Source organism: Citrobacter sp. FP75, from assembly GCF_018342065.1.
Lineage (GTDB): Bacteria > Pseudomonadota > Gammaproteobacteria > Enterobacterales > Enterobacteriaceae > Citrobacter.
Window position 1 is genome coordinate 38,530 of record NZ_JAFDOE010000011.1, and the last position, 17,677, is coordinate 56,206.

Here is a 17,677-nt window from a genome sequence, read left to right on the forward strand (position 1 = left end):
TCACGCGGGTACAGAGACTTCGCTTTAGTAATTTACCTGGGAAGGCCCATCTCCCGTTGCCCGATCGTTTTTATCGGGCACTGTGGACTGCGATTGCGTATCAACTGGCTTCGTCGGCGGCGACGCGTTTTTATCTGCTGGCGGAAAATAGAGTGGCCCTTTCAGACCACAGCCCGTCAGGCTGAACAGAGTAAGAAGTACAGCGAGTGCCTGAAACACGTTTTTCATTATGGATTGCCTGTAAAGTTCATACTTTCTGTTTTCTATCATCGCAGGAGAAGACGTAAAAGCAAGCGTTTAGCGTACCTTTGTGGAGTCTGAAAAACAGCGGGTTGCTATGATTGCAGTGTATTCAGATCGGAGAATATGGTTTGCTTAGGCTTTTCTAAGTGGTATGCCTCGCCAAGATGGATTTATGCAATATCGCAACTTGTTTTGTCTTTTGTCTCTTTCTCTTTTACTTCCGCCTGCTTGGGGATGTCGGCTGGACGAACCAGAACACAATGTTTATCAGCGGCAAGGAAACGGCGTGATGTACCTGCGCCCCAATGAAGAGACAAATCTTTCTCTCCCTGACGTGAATTATAAGCGCCTACGCCGCTTAGCAAACTTATTAATTGACCCAACAACGCAAGAAGATTGGGAAAAAGAACCCTCACTGACTGATCTGACGACCGACTACCTTACTGAGGGCGCGCAGGCCTGGTTTCCCCATTATTCGTACCACAGCGATGGCCGTTATATCCTCTACGCTGGTGAGGTTGTGCAAAACCCTCCGGATACACCGCCGGTCGACATTGCTTCATTTCAGTCCTGGGGCGACTTTGCTGCTGATAAAAACAGCCTCTATTACGAAGGCGAACGCACCGATGATAATGGCGGTAAAAATCGTGTGGATGTTAAAACGTTGCATCAGGTGGAGTATCACCTGCCCTGGAAACCGGCTTTCCTGGGGCTGGTTTTGCGTGACGCTAACTTCCTGTATGTTAACGGACACCGTCTTGCTGACCCCGACAGCTATACCCTACTGACGCAAAAATCCTGGGATCAGCGTGGAAATTTTTCCTCCGCGTTTAATCCCTGTGTCGCCGTTCCTTTCGGCCCGTGGGATACGCTGTCCCGCACACGAACAGCGATAATGATCAACGGTGAACAGCTAGATGCCGATCCGGGCACCTTCACCATCGTGCGCTGGATGCCCGGTTCGTTATTAAGCTGGCGAGATAAAAACGGTCAGCATCGCAAAGTGCTGAATCAGGGTAATTTGGACAGAGACAAGGCACTCCAGTGTGCCGTATTTAATTTACAGGAACACCATGTCTCCTGGCGTAAGGGGCCCGATTGCCAGCAGGAAGAACTGCCCGGTCTCGACCCGGAACAGTTTCACCCAATTAGCGATACCGTCGCACAGTACCAGGACAAGCTGTACGTCATAAGGAAAACGGAATCCGGCGAACGTACGCTGGATATCGTTACTCTTGATAGCCCAAAATTGGTAATCAACAAACGCTTCAATGCTGGTAAGCACCACGGTTATCTGCTCACAAGAGAAGAAGGCTGGCAAGGCAATTCCGGTTTGCAAGTGTTTGACTCCGCCGGACCGCTGATCTTGTTTGATAACCATATCCCCAGCGAGCGTGAAGCACATCTTGATGACGGCTCTTATCGCAGACAATGGTTCGCCCGCGACGACCAGTATGTCTATGACTTCGATGGTATACAGCTATGGCGCTATCGCACCGCAAACCCACAGGCCGTGCGAGTGAAATGGCAGGAAGATCACTCCGGATACGGTTACTGGGTTAATTACAAAACCGGGCATCTGGACGGAAAAATTACCGATGATGGCGAATTTATTCCTACCCAACGCGATGAGGCGACAAAATGAATAGTCTGGGGAAAAGAATCTCTCAGCTACTCGTACTACTGGGGGGCGCGTTTATCACTTCCGCCATACAGGCTGAAGGGTATGATTATTACAACGAGCAAGGCATCATGATTTACGCTGCAGGCTATGGGGAGCAAAAAAAAATTGTTAGCCAATTCCCGGAAATTCAAAGGGGCAACTTGCGTCTTGTAGCAAATATTTCTGGCGAACGGGAACTGGTGACTGGCTATATACCGAGCGATCAAGTAAACGCGAATCAAGAGGAATATCACTGGGTGACGGACGGCCATGTTATTCTCTGGCGCGGAAAAATAGTAAACAATCTTCCCGGTGCACCAACGGTCGATATAGCCAGCTTCCAGGCGCTGGGCCGCTTCGCCGTCGATAAATACAGCCTTTATTTTGACGGTCAACGCACCGAAAGCAATAGCGGCGCGTCTCAGGTTGATCTGGCGACGCTAAAAGCTATCGAAGGTAACAGCACCACGCTGGTTGACCGACATAATCTTTACTTATTGGGACGCAGACAGGCCAGCAGTAAGAATTTCAGCGTAATACAGAGCAAATGGTGGGGGAATACCCAGCGTCTGTACCCGCCCAGCGATCGCGATCATTCTCGCGATCTACTCATCCGCAGCCAACAGAGCATATTTCTCAATGGCAGGCGTATTACAGGCGTTGATGTTGACACCTTCCACATCATACGTTGGCTCCCCAATTCATTGCTGGTGTACCGCGATAAACATGGAGAACATCGTTACCTCTTTGGCAGTCTGGCGGGAAAAATAGTCGCAGCCGATGACGAAGATTCGTTTGAAATCGGTGAAAAGACCGTCCATTGGCGCAAGCAGCTCTCGCGTAATCTCGAATGGAGTTCATGGCGGGAGGTGCCCAACATAGATCCGGAGCAGTTCCATCTAATCACTAACCGCATTGCGCAATATCAGGATCATCTGTATATCACCAGATTATCACCATTTGGAGAAGATCGGCTCGACGTCATCACGCTCGATGCCCCAGATTTAGTGATTGGCAGAATCTTCAATGGCGGAAGACAGCACATCTATTTTGTTCACAACAGCAGGTGGTCTCAGGATGTTCAGGTCATGGAAACCGTTGGGTCCCTGACTAAAACGGACCGCTTCGCCTATGACGATCGTTATGTTTATACTTGGTCGGACACCCAAGTTTTTAAAACCCTATCGCCATGCCCAGCGCAAACCACCCTCTCCAGTAAGGAAGAGGATAAGAGAGACGTTATTATTATTACCAATGCATCTTCGTGCCGTAAGGGCAAACTTTGAAGCTGTGACCCCATCTCGTTATACTGCGGTCATCACGAAAAACAGGATAAAAAAATGAACGACAGTGAATTTCATCGCCTTGCCGACACCCTATGGATGACCATTGAAGAGCGTCTGGACGACTGGGATGGCGACAGCGATATCGATTGTGAGATTAACGGCGGCGTGCTGACCATCAGCTTTGAGAACGGCAGCAAGATTATTATTAACCGTCAGGAGCCGCTGCATCAGGTGTGGCTGGCGACCAAACAGGGCGGCTACCATTTTGACCTGAAAGGTGACGAATGGATTTGCGACCGTAGCGGCGAAAGCTTCTGGGATCTGCTGGAACAGGCGGCTACGCAACAGGCGGGCGAAGCCGTTAGCTTCCGCTAAGTGTTATTGCCGGATGCGCTTCGCTTATCCGGCATCATGTTCACGAAAAATACTGCTGCAACATCGGCGTGTCGTTATCCTGATTAGCCGGAGGAACCGGATTAATCGGCTGGGTACGGAACGGAATCACCTGCGCACGACCGTCGGTTTTCACAATCTGATAGAACTGCGGCAGGTTAAAGTTGATGAAGCTGGAACCGTAAGTGAAGCGATCGTGCGACGATGAGTAAAAGCGACTGACATCGCGGACCAGCTCTTCTTTGCTGCCTTCGCAATGGTGATAAACCTCGACCCGGTTACTCTCATCCAGAATGTAGATATTAAAGCCCTGCTCATCACCCGTTTCTTCGAAAAAGAACTGAATGATCCCTTCACTGGCAAAACCATCCACCACCGACGGCAATTTCACATGGTTAGTCTCAACCTGGACGGAAAGACCGTGCAGCTTGTTGTGTGAAATCGCGCCGTAGAATTCAATGGCATTTTCCAGCTTCTGTACCGATACGTTCAGGCGCTCGAAGAACAATCCCCACGTCTGCCCGGAAACGCGCAGCGCTTTGAAGCGACCGGTTTCATGGCGCGTACTGGAAAGGCGCAGTTCGATACACTCAGACACCAGTTGCTGGACGCGGGTGCGGATCAGGCCACGTAAATGCTGGCTATAACAGAAAACCTCGACGCTGTCCGGCGGCGCCGCATCCTGGTGCATTTTGCCGAGAATCGTTTTTAACGCTTCAATCATCGCCTGCTCGCCGTTGAAGTGCAGCGTACGCACTTCGTTCCACGAGTTGCGGTACAACAGGTCTACGCTACCGACCAGGCAATTTTGTTCTTCACCAAAGCTGAAGACGTCCAGCTTACGGAAATCAAAATGCACTACCTGATTACGGAACGCCGCTGTCGGGTCATATTCAAGGTTAACGATAATCGCCAGATGGCGAATTTCGCACGGGCTGTAAAGCGCTTTCGGTGTGGGCGCAGGCAGACGCAGCGGGAAGTGGTGCGATACGTCGGCGACCATCTCCTGCAGCTTCGGCAAATCAACAATGCCGTTGCCCTTAATAAACAAATGCGTACGCGAGGTCAGCAGGCCGTTGAACCAGGCCCACGCCACCAGTTTGTTGAGGTAGCGGTTATATTCCAGCGGTTGATGGCTGATGATCGAATCCATGTTCGGCGCGCGGTTGTAGAGATACCAACCCGAACGGTTGGCACGGCCCGGCGGCACATGGATAAAGGTCAGATACGGTTCCGAGAGATCCGGAGATATCTGCGGGTTTACCAGCGTCACCTTGCCCGGCAACGCTTCAAACGCGGCATACAGCTTACGAGTCAGCACGCCGATGTCCTGCGGACTGGCGCTGACGCTGAGGTTGTTACGACGCGCAAAGCGGATCAGATTGCGATAGCTTTGCATCATCGCATCGAGTAGTTCGTTATGCGCTTCACGTACCTGGTCAATTTTCCAGTTAGCGCGGTTGTCCAGCATGGTCAGGCGGGCATCGTCCCAGCCCCACTCTTGCACTAACTGACTTAATACTTCACGACGCCAGCCCACGCAGGCGCGCTCGCGGCTCAGTTTCTCACACACTTTTAAGTAGAAACATCGACGCACTAAATCCAGACGTGTCGGATCTTCAATTGCCGTGAGGTATTCGGTCACGCGTTCCAGCATCATGCAGTACGGATCGAGACCAAAAGAGACGATCTCGCCGTCGTGCAGGCGCTGTTTAATGTCTTTTGCCAACAGGCGTGGATTAGGATATTCCCAGGAATAGGCTTCCAGCAGCAGTGTTTTCAGCACCGCTTTGTACGGGGAGTCGATACTCTTGTACAGCTGCCAGAGGCTGGCGCCAAAGTACTCTTCGGCGGAGAGCGAACTGAGCCCGCCCAGATCCAGCCATTCGTTTGGCGTGAGCACGCCCTGCGCGTAGAGCGTCATGACGTAATCGTCGTAATGCTCTTCTTCGTCGCCCGGCACCATATTCCACAGAATACGTTTACCCGCGAGGCGCACGGCGGTGCGATAAAATTCATCAAGCAACAGGATATGCTGCGTCGAGCCACAGTCTTCACCACCCAGACTGCCGCTTTCATTGTGACGGAAACGGTTTTCATCAATCAGGAAGAAACTGACTTCCACGCCCAGCGAGGCGGCCCAACTTTCCAGTAGGCTACATTTACGCTGCAGCAGCTGCCGTTCTTCGCTATCAAGCCAAGATTGATGGCAGACCCAAATGTCCAGGTCAGAAGAACAGCTTTGCCCGACTGAAGAGGTGCTGCCCATCGAGTAAACGCCGGTAATCGGCAATTCGCCCTTCGGGGGGTCCTGCGGTGACATACCGCGGTACAGCTCCAGCTCGTTCAGGTAGTGGCGTTGGGTTTCATCAGGCGTGTAAAAGCATATGCCCTTGGGAACGTTACCATCGAGGTAACCCGGCATCAGCGGATGGTGATAGTGCAATAATGTCGGCAGCAGACTGTATACCTGCTGGAAAGCAGGTCCCATGGCAGCAAGCGCGCGATCTACACGCAGTTGATTTATGGCATCCAGTCTCTGTTTCAGAGTCTCAATATAGAGGTACAAGACGTATCGCCTGATGTTGCATCCGTCATGGCGTCGATGGCTGCGGTACAAACGCTCACCACCATCGTCATCAATCCGGATAAACCGTATGTCAAAAATAACCGTTACCTTTTTCACCTGCACTTTTATTAGTTACAGATGAAAAAATGGTCTAAAACGTGATCAATTTAACACCTTGCTCATTGACCGTAAAGAAAGATGCGCTACATACAAGTGTAGCACCGTTCGTTACGTGTAAATTCCTTCATACGGTCGGGAGGTATCTCGTCATTAATCACTGCCAGTGATGATGCAGCGCCTTTTCCTCTCACTAACGTTTGAGCGTAACGCTGACATCCCTTTGATAAGGATGTTAGGATGGTCAATGATTGATAATGACGGTAACAAGCATGTTAGACAATGTTTTGAGAATTGCCACACGCCAAAGCCCCCTTGCGCTCTGGCAGGCACATTATGTCAAAGACGCCTTGATGGCAAACCACCCCGGTCTGATCGTGGAACTGGTCCCTATGGTGACCCGTGGCGATGTGATCCTGGATACCCCGCTGGCGAAGGTCGGGGGGAAAGGTTTGTTTGTTAAAGAGCTGGAAGTCGCGCTGCTGGAAAAACGCGCCGATATCGCCGTGCATTCCATGAAGGATGTGCCGGTCGAGTTCCCTGAAGGACTTGGGCTGGTCACAATCTGTGAACGCGAAGATCCACGCGATGCTTTTGTCTCAAATAAATACCACTCGCTGGATGAACTCCCGGCAGGCAGCATCGTTGGGACCTCCAGCCTGCGTCGCCAGTGCCAGTTGGCGAAGCGTCGCCCGGATCTCATCATCCGCTCGCTGCGCGGCAACGTAGGCACGCGTCTCGGCAAACTGGATAACGGCGACTATGATGCCATTATTCTGGCGGTCGCCGGGTTAAAACGCTTAGGTCTTGAGTCGCGAGTCCGCACCGCGCTGCCGCCGGAAGTCTCTCTGCCCGCTGTCGGGCAAGGCGCAGTGGGCATAGAATGTCGACTTGACGATCTACGTACCCAGGCGCTGTTGGCGCCGCTCAACCATGAAGAAACCGCCCTGCGCGTCAAAGCTGAACGCGCCATGAACACCCGGCTGGAAGGGGGATGTCAGGTACCGATTGGCAGCTATGCTGAACTCATTAACGGTGAGATTTGGCTGCGGGCGCTGGTCGGCGCACCAGACGGATCGCAGATGGTATGCGGAGAACGTCGCGGCGCACCACAGGATGCCGAGCAAATGGGCATTTCTCTGGCGGAAGAACTGTTAGAGAACGGCGCGCGCGCCATTCTGGCTGAAGTCTACAACGGAGAAGCGCCTGCATGAGTATCCTGGTCACCCGCCCGTCTCCCGCAGGGGAAGAGTTAGTGAGCCGTCTGCGCACACTGGGGCAGGTGGCCTGGAGTTTTCCGCTGATCGAGTTTTCGCCGGGTCGGGAACTGGCGACGCTTGCCTCCCGACTCTCGGCGCTCACGGAAAACGATCTGGTCTTCGCCCTCTCGCAGCACGCCGTCACCTTTGCCGATGCCGAGCTTCAGCAGCAAGGGGCTAACTGGCCCTCTCTCCCGCGCTATTTTGCCATCGGCCGCACAACGGCGCTGGCGCTGCATACCGTTAGCGGATGCAATATTCACTATCCGCTGGATCGGGAAATCAGCGAAGTCTTGCTACAATTACCTGAATTACAAAATATTGCGGGAAAACGCGCGCTTATTTTACGCGGCAACGGCGGTCGGGAGTTGATAGGTGAAACCCTGACGGCGCGTGGAGCCGATGTTGATTTTTGTGAATGTTATCAACGTAGTGCAAAATACTACGATGGAGCAGAAGAAGCGATGCGCTGGCATTCGCGCGGCGTGACGACGGTGGTTGTCACCAGCGGAGAAATGCTACAACAGCTCTGGTCGCTTATTCCGCAGTGGTATCGCGAGCACTGGTTACTACGCTGTCGGCTGCTGGTCGTCAGTGAGCGTCTGGCGCACCTCGCCCGGGAACTGGGCTGGCAAGATATTAAGGTCGCTGATAACGCCGACAACGATGCGCTACTGCGCGCATTACAATAACTCTCATAATGGGATGCCATAATGACGGAACAAGAAAAATCCTCCGCCGTGGTTGAAGAGACCAGGGAGGCCGTGGAAACCACACCACAGCCAGTCAAAGCAGAAAAAAAGAGTCACAACAACACCGCACTGATCCTGAGTGCCGTGGCGATTGCTATTGCTCTGGCGGCGGGCGTGGGTCTGTATGGCTGGGGGAAACAGCAGGCAACAACGCAGACCGCAACCAGCGATGCGCTGGCGAGTCAGCTCACCGCGCTGCAAAAAGCGCAGGAAAGCCAGAAGAGCGAGCTGGAAGGCATTATTAAACAGCAGGCAACGCAGCTGGATGAAGCCAGCCGCCAGCAGGCTGCGCTGGTCAAACAGCTTGATGAAGTCCAACAGAAAGTCGCCACCATCTCCGGCAGCGATGCAAAAACCTGGCTGCTGGCACAGGCTGATTTCCTGGTGAAACTGGCCGGTCGCAAATTATGGAGCGATCAGGACGTTACCACCGCAGCGACGTTACTGAAAAGCGCCGACGCCAGCCTGGCGGATATGAACGATCCCAGTTTAATTACCGTCCGTCGCGCTATCACCGATGATATCGCCAGCCTGTCTGCGGTTTCACAAGTCGACTACGACGGCATTATCCTGAAAGTGAATCAGCTTTCTAACCAGATTGATAACCTGCGTCTGGCCGACAACGACACCGATGATTCGCCAATGGATTCCGACAGCAGCGAGCTTTCCAGCTCCATTAGCGAATGGCGCGTCAATCTGCAAAAAAGCTGGCAGAACTTTATGGACAGCTTTATTACCATTCGCCGTCGCGATGAAACAGCCGTCCCGCTGCTGGCACCGAACCAGGACGTTTACCTGCGCGAAAATATCCGTTCCCGTCTGTTAGTCGCCGCACAGGCCGTGCCGCGTCATCAGGAAGAGACCTGGCGCCAGGCGCTGGAAAATGTCTCCACCTGGGTACGCGCCTACTACGATACCGACGATGCAACCACTAAAGCATTTCTTGACGAAGTGGATCAGCTAAGCCAGCAAAGCATCAGCATGAACGTGCCGGACACGCTGCAAAGCCAGGCGATTCTCGAGAAACTCATGCAGACACGCGTGCGTAATTTACTGGCCCAGCCGACAACCTCTCCGGCCGAAGCTGCACCTGCACCTGCACCTGCACCTGCACCTGCACCTGCACCTCAGGCTGACACGCCGGCAACCGCGCCGCAGGGAGAATAATGATGCTAAAAGTATTATTGCTCTTTGTGCTGCTGATCGCCGGGATCGTCATCGGTCCGATGATCGCCGGTCATCAGGGCTACGTACTGATCCAGACGGATAACTACAACATCGAAACCAGCGTGACGGGTCTGGTGATCATCCTGATCGTCGCCATGGTCGTCCTGTTTGCGATTGAATGGCTGTTGCGCCGAATTTTACGCACTGGCGCACATACCCGTGGGTGGTTTGTCGGTCGCAAGCGTCGTCGCGCACGTAAGCAAACCGAACAGGCACTGCTCAAGCTGGCAGAAGGCGACTATCAGCAGGTTGAAAAACTGATGTCGAAGAATGCCGATCACGCAGAACAGCCGGTGGTGAATTACCTGCTGGCGGCAGAAGCGGCTCAGCAGCGCGGTGACGAAGCGCGTGCCAACCAACACCTCGAACGCGCAACGGAGCTCGCGGGGAACGATACAATTCCGGTAGAGATCGCCCGCGTTCGCCTGCAGTTGGCGCGTAATGAAAATCACGCCGCGCGCCACAGCGTAGACAAACTGCTGGAAGTGACGCCACGTCATCCGGAAGTGCTGCGTCTGGCTGAGCAGGCTTACATTCGCACCGGCGCGTGGAGTTCCTTACTGGATATCATTCCTTCCATGGCGAAAGCGCGCGTGGGCGATGAAGAACACCGCGCCATGCTGGAACAGCAGGCCTGGGTTGGTCTGATGGATCAGGTTCGCGCCGATCAGGGCAGCGAGGGGCTACGCGCATGGTGGAAAAACCAGAATCGTAAAACCCGTCATCAGGTTGCCCTGCAGGTAGCAATGGCTGAGCATCTGATTGAGTGCGACGATCATGATACGGCACAGCAAATCATCATCGACGGCCTGAAGCGCCAGTATGATGACCGTCTGGTGCTGCCAATCCCGCGTCTGAAAACCAACAATCCTGAGCAGATAGAAAAAGTACTGCGCCAGCAGATTAAAGCCGTGGGCGATCGCCCATTGCTGTGGAGTACGCTCGGTCAGTCATTGATGAAACACGGTGAATGGCAGGAAGCCACGCTCGCCTTCCGTGCCGCGCTTAAACAACGCCCGGATGCCTACGACTACGCCTGGCTTGCCGACGCGCTGGACAGACTGCATCAGCCGGAAGAAGCCGCGACGATGCGTCGTGATGGCCTGATGCTAACACTGCAGAACAACAATCCCCCGCAGTAATTCCCCATTGCCCGGTGACGCTTCGCTTACCGGGCATTTTCAATGAGGCATAAATAAAAAAACGCCCGCTCTTTTGGAGCAGGCGTTAAACAGGTCTGTATGACAACATAAATGGGTGCTTCACTCAACGTTATGTCCATGGTGTTTGATGAGGCTAAAGCGACATCTGTCAGTGGACGATAAGCACCGTAAACGGCTCTGCGTCATTCCTGAGTTTATGAGGCCAGATGGCGAACATAAGAGATGGAATGAGCATCTACCCGTATATTATTGCACAACGCATGCCACGATTGCACTGCAAAAACCAGGTATTCGGACTTTTTAAGACATCAGGCAATTCGTGGGAATGAGGGCTGAGAGAGGGAAATCAAAAAACAAAAAACCCCGCCGAAGCGGGGTTCAAAATTGGTCGGCGAGAGAGGATTCGAACCTCCGACCCACTGGTCCCAAACCAGTTGCGCTACCAAGCTGCGCTACTCGCCGTTTTACTGCTTTTTGAATTTTTAGTTCAATTCTTTAAGTCGTGGTGCGAGGGGGGGGACTTGAACCCCCACGTCCGTAAGAACACTAACACCTGAAGCTAGCGCGTCTACCAATTCCGCCACCTTCGCATTTCACAACTTTAAATTAATGGGGTGGCTAATGGGATTCGAACCCACGACAACTGGAATCACAATCCAGGGCTCTACCAACTGAGCTATAGCCACCACTGCAAATCTTTTACGCGGTATTAAAACCACCGCAGCTCCGGCACCTCACTAAATGGTGCGCCCGACAGGATTCGAACCTGAGACCTCTGCCTCCGGAGGGCAGCGCTCTATCCAGCTGAGCTACGGGCGCTTAGCGCCGTTGCGGGGCTGGATATTACGGAGGTCTCGGTCTGCTGTCTAGTGCTTTTTTAAAATAAATTATCGTTTGGTCATGGTTTGTGCGTTTTGTCGCTTATTCCTTCAATTTTTGGCTGATCCCATGTCTGTTCAGACCAAAAACCTTATAAATGAGCGTCACGGCCAGCAAGAAGCCCATCCCCACAAACAGCGACATTCGGGTATCTTCATTAAAGTACATACCGATTAATACGCAAATCAGGAACGCCATCGTCAAATAATTCGCCCACGGGAACAGAATAGAGCGGAAAGGATGACTGGCAATCGCTTCTTTGTGCGCCTTGCGAAAACGCAGCTGGCTTATCAGGATCACAAACCACGGCACCATCCCCGGCAGCACGCTGGCGCTATAGACATAAACGAACACCCGCTGCGGATTGGGAATGATGTAGTTCAGGCACGAGCCTATCAGCAAGATGGCAATAGAAATCGCAACGCCGGCAACCGGCACGCCATGACGAGAGACTTTTCCGACAACTGCGGGCAACTGACGATTCTTCGCCAGTGCGTACAGCATACGACCGCAGCTATACATCCCGCTGTTACAGCCAGATAGCGCCGCCGTCAGGACCACAAAGTTAATAATCCCTGCCGCTGCGGTAATACCAATTTTGGCAAAGGTGAGAACAAACGGGCTGCCGTTGCTGCCAATTTCATTCCACGGGAAAATAGTGACAATAACGAAAATCGCGCCGACGTAGAAAATCAGGATACGCCACAGTACTTTCCCTACCGCACTGCGCAACGTGACCTGGGGGTTTTTGGCTTCACCCGCCGTGATGCCGATCAGCTCCACGCCCTGATATGAAGCTACCACGATACACAATGCGGTCAGGAAGCCTTTCCAGCCGCCGGCAAAAAAGCCACCGTGTTCGGTCAGATTACCAAAGCCAATCGCCTGACCACCATTACCAAAGCCGAAGAAGATGACGCCGACCCCAATGACGATCATCACAATGATGGTGGTCACTTTGATCATGGCAAACCAGAACTCAATTTCGCCGTACAGACGAACTGCCGCCAGATTTGCCAGCGCCACTAACCCAACTGCAATCAACGCGGGTATCCACTGCGCCATTTCCGGGAACCAGAACTGGACGTAGACGCCAATGGCGGTGATCTCCGAGATCCCCACCGCCATCCACATAAACCAGTACGACCAGGCGGTGAGATAGCCGAAGAAGGGGCTTATGTAACGGTGGGCATATACCGCGAACGAACCGGCAACCGGCTCGAGGAATAGCATCTCGCCCATGGAGCGCATAATGAAAAAGACGAACAGCCCGGCGACAATATACGCCAACAGGACCGACGGTCCCGCCCATTTCAGCGTACTGGCGGCCCCCATAAACAATCCGACGCCAATGGTGCCACCAAGGGCAATTAATTCGATATGACGAGCCTCCAGCCCACGCTGTAGCTCAGGTTTACTTTCTGCCATAAATCCTCTTGTTGTGTTTGCATGCTTTCCGGTATGACCGGTTATCGTTATGGGTACATCGTTTTTTTGCCATAACAGGCCATACGGCGCCGACCGCTGTACGGCTGGCACCAAAAACACCACGGCACTGTAATGATTGTTGCGAATGGTTTCCTAAAATCGCTTAAATGGCAATTAAAGCATTCAAAAAATGAATAGATTGTATGAGAAAGCAGCGATTATGTTGAGAATAAGTAGCACACTCAGCAGAATGCGCTACGTAGCAGAAACGAGAGGGGTTCAGAGATTGCCGGTGTAGTGCCAGCGCAGATAGCGCAATAAGCGAAGTTGACGGGTAATGCGACTCGGCTGCGACAGCAGGCGGTACAGCCACTCCAGTCCGAGCTTTTGCCAGACTTTAGGCGCACGCTTTACGTGACCGGTAAACACGTCGTAGGTGCCACCCACCCCCATATACAGCGCATCGGGATGAACCTGCCGACAATCACGCATAAAAATTTCTTGTTTCGGTGAGCCCATCGCCACCGTCACAATCTGCGCACCGCTGGCGTGAATGCGCTCAAACAATGCCTGACGCTGTTGTGGCGTAAAATAGCCGTCCTGGCTGCCGACAATATTAACGTTCCACTGCGCACGCAGTTTTGCTTCTGTTTGCGCCAGAACATCTGGCTTGCCGCCAATCAGGAAGACCGGCGTGCCTTCCCGCCCGGCTCGCGCCATTAATGCTTCCCAAAGATCGGCACCTGCCACGCGTGAAACCTGCGCCTGCGGGAATTTTTTACGCACCGAGCGCACCACGCTAATCCCATCGGCATATTTAAATTCGGCGGCATCAATCAGCGCGCGAACTTCTGGATTATCTTCCGCCGTCAGCATTTTCTCGGCATTGATCGCCACCAGCGTCCCTTGCCTGAGGTGTCCTTCGGCGAACAGGTAATTCAGCGCATGCTGCATATCGCGCCAGCCAATCAGTTTTAACCCGCGCAGTGAATACAGCGGCGCAGTAGTGTTATCAGTCATTACTATCCTTCAACCTGTGTCCGGGGCAGCGATTTTATGCGTTTATGGATAAGTCCGGCGCTGTCAAACAGCCAGAACAACAGTTTTGCCACCAGCAGACAGGCACCAAAAATCACGAGGAAAAAGACCACTCGCGAGACAAACGAATCCAGACCTTCACGTGCTAAAACGATCATATTGAAAATGGCGCCAAAACAGAAACTGTGCAAAATCGCCGACTTATAGCGATTTGTCTCGCGGTTTCCTAACTCGTACAGCCAGTCGAACCATTTAATGATAAGCCCAACCACGATCGCGCCCAGCGGGATAAACAACGCCCCGCCCATCACCACCAGCGAACCAATCAACGTAGGTGAAATCGCCAGACCCGAGTGGTTGTTCAACACTTCCCAGGTAAAGTAGTTCGCCGAGTTGAGTACAATGCTCGGTCGCCCAGGCCACAGCCAGGACGGGATAAACACGTAGAAATCACGGACGATCGGGGCCAGTCCCTGGAACTCGATATTGTGGTAATTCTGCAGCAACAGCGCCAGATTTTCCCACGGCGAGAAGGTGTCGCGCGTCAGGTACAGGAAAGTATAAAACGCTTCGTTGCCGCTGACGTTCATGCCGTAGCGCTTCAGCGCCAGCCAGAACATCCCGACAATGCCCAGCACGCCCGCAGCCGCCAGCATCCACAGCGAAATCCAGCCGCGAATAATGCCGATAAACAGGAAGATGGCAAAGGCGATGATGATATTGGCGCGCGTCCCGCCAACAATCATATAGGTCAGCAAGCCAAACGCGACGGTGCTCACCAGGAAGAACAGCCACGCTTTGCTGTCCTGACGCAGAAAGTAGACCACCAGCATCGCCGGGATGAAAAAGTAAAAGAAGCGTTTCAGTGCCACACCGGAGACTTCGCTGGAGAAGATCTGGCTGTAGGATTGCAGCCTGAACAGCAGGAAGCCGTTGTGCATAAAGAATATGCCCACACTAACCAATGCGATCGCCATCAATAATATCCACGTCAGATGAGCCTCAACGCGATTGATAGTAAACAGCGGCTTACGCAGTTTTTCTGCCGCTCGCCTGCGTAAGCGGGTTTTATAGGTCACATAGTAGACGGCGTAGAAACAGGCGGCGGAAAGCAACGCCTGCAGCAGAATTTCCGGCGGTGCCACCGCGACGTCAAAGCGGAACACCAGCACGCTGGTCAACGGGAAACCGAAGAAAAACGTCAATAAAAACAGCAATGAGAAGAACACATTGAAGTTAAAGCGCACGCGTCGGAACTCAAACCAGGTCAACGTGGCGATAAACAGCGTGGAGAGCAGCCACACCACCAACAGACCGCTGAATTGCATCAGGCTCATAGCGTTTCTCCGGAAGCAATTTTCAGCGCGTGATGCCATGGTTGCAGGTAATTCGGGCTAAAGAAGGTAATACTGCTTTTATCGACTGAGGCCAGCTGACGCTGCGCTTCGCGTACGACGCCCTCATTGAGCTCATCAGTGGTAAATAACACCGGGAGATTCTGTTCCACCATATCCTGCCAGAAGGGATTTTCACGGTTGAGTACACACGGAATACCAGCCTGAATCAACAGACACAAGGTTCCAATCCCCTGCTGACGGGCAAAAATAAAGTAGCCCAGATCGCACTGCCGGAGTAATGCCAGATAAGCCTCAAACTCCAGTTTTTCACTGAGAATTTGCAGATTTTCCACACTAAACAAAGCCAGGCCAGCCTGACGAACTTCATCTATATACGCTGCGTTATTGGCGGGGTAACCCATCGGCACAATCACATTCACCGTGTCGCCGAACTGCTGATGGACGGCACGCAGCGCGGCAATATGTTCATTACTGCGATCGCCGGAGTTTCCCACCAGAACCGTCATTTTCCCGCTGCGTTCACACCCGTTACTCATCGTATTGAGCGACGGATCCATGCGCGTCGGGAAATAGAGCAGCTCACCGCGTACGCGCGGATGTTGTTCGGCGAAATAGCGTAAATCCCCGCGAGTGGCAAATACGCCGCCCACACGGTTTTGCGCCATCCGACGAAGCGGGTAAAACAGGCGGAATTTCAGGCCACTGGAGACTTCATATAAATCAGCGCCCCAGATGTGCCAGTAAAACTGCTCAGGCTTAATTCCCCCACTCAGAAGCGCCAGCCACAGGCTGGTATTGAACTGACCGTGGAAAAAGAAACGCTGTTGACGATCTGCTTTTGCTTTCTTGATGACCGCCTCTGCCAGCGCCTTTTTCCCGCCGTAGAAACTCAGCGATAACGCCGGGTAGCTCTCACTGAATCCCGCATCCTGACCGGCAACCATAAACACGCGCGCGTGCTCACTCGTCACGGCCAACGAATCGTTGAAAAACCGCAGTACGGTTTGGTTATGGTGAGGGATATCCGATCCCAGAACGTGAATCAGTACTGTCATGCCCGCCTACGCCAGAGTAAAAATACGCCGCAACAGAGAGAAAAATAGACCACATACGTTGCCATATACGCCTGTGCTGCTCCCAGAGCACCGTGTGCGGGGATCAGCCAGTGGGCAAATGCCGTCAATAACGTGAACTGGCTAATTTCAGCCAAAATATAAAACCGCAGCGACGCTTTCGCGATCACCAGATAACCAAAAACGTAGGCTCCCACTTTCAGGACATCGCCCACCAGCTGCCAGGCGAACAAATCTCGCATCGCGATAAATTTCGCGGAAAACAGCAGCCAGATAGCAAAGTCACGCAGCAGCCAGACGGTAAAACTCGCGGCGGCAACCGCCGGTAGCACAAACTTCAGCGACTTCACCACCTCGCGCGAAATATCATGCTTTTCAGTCAAACGCGACAGCGTCGGCAGCAAGTAAACGCTGAATGAAGCAGTGATAAATTGTAGATACGCATCGGAAATGCTGCTCACCCCCTGCCAGATCCCAACCTCATCCCAGCTGTACTGCGCAGCCAGCAGGTTTCGCATCATCACGTACGCCACCGGCAGCGTCACGGAGGTGATCAACGCCATCAGCGTGAATTTGCTTAACTGCCCGGCCAGACCGTTATCCCAGCAGGGTTTCAGGTAATGCAGCGGGATAGTCCCACGTTTAATCAACATCGCTGCAGCGGGAAGCACCACCAGCGCAGGCACCAGCGCTAGGCCCAGCAGCGCGCCTTCATAGCCTCCGAGACGATAGCAGCCATAATAGGCCACCACGCCCACCAAGCTACCGACAATCAGCGACAGCGCATTCCCCGCGGCATCTCGAAAGCCTTTCATCAGCGCCAGCAGCAGGTTCGCCCAGGCAATGCCCATCTGTACCAGCGCAACCAGACGCACCAGTCCCTGATAATGGGTATGACCAAACAATCCCTGGCTGATCGGCGCTGCCGCCAGCAAAAAAATGGCGGCCATCAGTGTGGAGAACCCCAGCACCATCGCAGACGAGGTACCGACCACGTTGCGTAACCGCGCCGGATCGTCATGATGCTGTGCAACGTACTTCGTGACGCCGTTGAAAATTCCGGCCCCCGCCAGCACGCCCAGCACGGTGACCATCTGGCGGAAATTACCCGCCTGCCCCACGCCCGCCGGGCCAAATGAAACAGCAAGTAGCTTCACTACCAGCAAGCCCGCTCCAATTTTTACCAGCGTACTGGCTGCAGTCCACAGGGACGCTTTAGCAAGCGACAT

General features: G+C 53.2%; 14 protein-coding genes and 4 tRNA genes. 7 read left to right on the forward strand and 11 right to left on the reverse strand.

The window, feature by feature from the left end; genetic code table 11:
* Positions 1-24: 24 nt before the first annotated feature.
* Complete coding sequence (gene lptM, locus JQ822_RS22525; protein ID WP_213135341.1) at positions 25-228, reverse strand: LPS translocon maturation chaperone LptM; 204 nt, start codon at positions 226-228, stop codon at positions 25-27.
* A gap of 187 nt (positions 229-415) precedes the next feature.
* Here lptM and JQ822_RS22530 point away from each other — a divergent pair, with 187 nt between their 5' ends.
* The 3 genes from JQ822_RS22530 to cyaY are packed head-to-tail and all read left to right on the forward strand — an operon-like array spanning position 416 to position 3,567.
* Positions 416-1,888 carry a DKNYY family protein gene (locus JQ822_RS22530; protein ID WP_213135342.1) on the forward strand — a complete coding sequence of 491 codons (1,473 nt, stop codon included), beginning with the start codon at positions 416-418 and terminating at the stop codon, positions 1,886-1,888.
* A complete protein-coding gene (locus JQ822_RS22535) occupies positions 1,885-3,192 on the forward strand; it encodes a DKNYY domain-containing protein (RefSeq protein WP_213135343.1) in 1,308 nt (435 codons plus the stop codon). The genes JQ822_RS22530 and JQ822_RS22535 overlap by 4 nt, the downstream gene beginning before the upstream one ends.
* A gap of 54 nt (positions 3,193-3,246) precedes the next feature.
* Positions 3,247-3,567, forward strand: a complete 321-nt coding sequence (gene cyaY / locus JQ822_RS22540) for an iron donor protein CyaY (RefSeq protein WP_213135344.1) — start codon at positions 3,247-3,249, stop codon at positions 3,565-3,567.
* Positions 3,568-3,607: 40 nt separating this feature from the next.
* Here the strand turns inward: cyaY and cyaA are convergent, their stop codons facing one another.
* On the reverse strand, positions 3,608-6,154 hold the full coding sequence (cyaA, locus tag JQ822_RS22545) for a class I adenylate cyclase (protein ID WP_213135345.1): 2,547 nt from the start codon (positions 6,152-6,154) through the stop codon (positions 3,608-3,610).
* 389 nt (positions 6,155-6,543) lie between these two features.
* Between cyaA and hemC the strand changes: the two genes are divergently transcribed.
* Genes hemC through hemY form a run of 4 tightly spaced genes read left to right on the forward strand, consistent with a single transcriptional unit; the run spans position 6,544 to position 10,651 of the window.
* On the forward strand, positions 6,544-7,485 hold the full coding sequence (gene hemC / locus JQ822_RS22550; protein ID WP_213135346.1) for a hydroxymethylbilane synthase: 942 nt from the start codon (positions 6,544-6,546) through the stop codon (positions 7,483-7,485).
* Complete coding sequence (gene hemD / locus JQ822_RS22555) at positions 7,482-8,222, forward strand: uroporphyrinogen-III synthase (protein ID WP_213135347.1); 741 nt, start codon at positions 7,482-7,484, stop codon at positions 8,220-8,222. Before hemC ends, hemD begins: the two co-directional genes overlap by 4 nt.
* A gap of 21 nt (positions 8,223-8,243) precedes the next feature.
* Positions 8,244-9,449: a uroporphyrinogen-III C-methyltransferase gene (gene hemX, locus JQ822_RS22560; protein WP_213135348.1), complete on the forward strand. Its 1,206-nt coding sequence runs from the start codon at positions 8,244-8,246 to the stop codon at positions 9,447-9,449.
* A 2-nt stretch (positions 9,450-9,451) separates the two neighbouring features.
* Positions 9,452-10,651, forward strand: a complete 1,200-nt coding sequence (gene hemY / locus JQ822_RS22565) for a protoheme IX biogenesis protein HemY (protein WP_213135374.1) — start codon at positions 9,452-9,454, stop codon at positions 10,649-10,651.
* 406 nt (positions 10,652-11,057) lie between these two features.
* Here the strand turns inward: hemY and JQ822_RS22570 are convergent.
* From JQ822_RS22570 to wzxE, 9 genes are all read right to left on the reverse strand, one after another.
* Positions 11,058-11,134: transfer RNA gene (locus JQ822_RS22570), tRNA-Pro, on the reverse strand.
* 41 nt (positions 11,135-11,175) lie between these two features.
* Positions 11,176-11,262 (reverse strand) — tRNA-Leu (locus tag JQ822_RS22575).
* Positions 11,263-11,282: 20 nt separating this feature from the next.
* Positions 11,283-11,358, reverse strand: a tRNA-His gene (locus tag JQ822_RS22580).
* Positions 11,359-11,414: 56 nt separating this feature from the next.
* Positions 11,415-11,491: transfer RNA gene (locus JQ822_RS22585), tRNA-Arg, on the reverse strand.
* Positions 11,492-11,593: 102 nt separating this feature from the next.
* Positions 11,594-12,979 carry a bifunctional threonine/serine APC transporter ThrP gene (gene thrP / locus JQ822_RS22590; protein ID WP_213135350.1) on the reverse strand — a complete coding sequence of 462 codons (1,386 nt, stop codon included), beginning with the start codon at positions 12,977-12,979 and terminating at the stop codon, positions 11,594-11,596.
* A 279-nt stretch (positions 12,980-13,258) separates the two neighbouring features.
* Positions 13,259-13,999: a lipopolysaccharide N-acetylmannosaminouronosyltransferase gene (gene wecG / locus JQ822_RS22595; RefSeq protein WP_213135351.1), complete on the reverse strand. Its 741-nt coding sequence runs from the start codon at positions 13,997-13,999 to the stop codon at positions 13,259-13,261.
* A 2-nt stretch (positions 14,000-14,001) separates the two neighbouring features.
* Positions 14,002-15,354, reverse strand: coding sequence for an ECA oligosaccharide polymerase (gene wzyE, locus JQ822_RS22600; RefSeq protein ID WP_213135352.1), 1,353 nt, complete (start codon positions 15,352-15,354; stop codon positions 14,002-14,004).
* Positions 15,351-16,430 (reverse strand): TDP-N-acetylfucosamine:lipid II N-acetylfucosaminyltransferase, encoded by a 1,080-nt coding sequence (locus JQ822_RS22605; RefSeq protein WP_213135353.1) that lies wholly within the window; start codon positions 16,428-16,430, stop codon positions 15,351-15,353. Before JQ822_RS22605 ends, wzyE begins: the two co-directional genes overlap by 4 nt.
* The gene (wzxE, locus tag JQ822_RS22610; protein ID WP_213135354.1) at positions 16,427-17,677 is read right to left on the reverse strand and encodes a lipid III flippase WzxE; all 1,251 of its coding nucleotides are present in this window, start codon (positions 17,675-17,677) and stop codon (positions 16,427-16,429) included. Before wzxE ends, JQ822_RS22605 begins: the two co-directional genes overlap by 4 nt.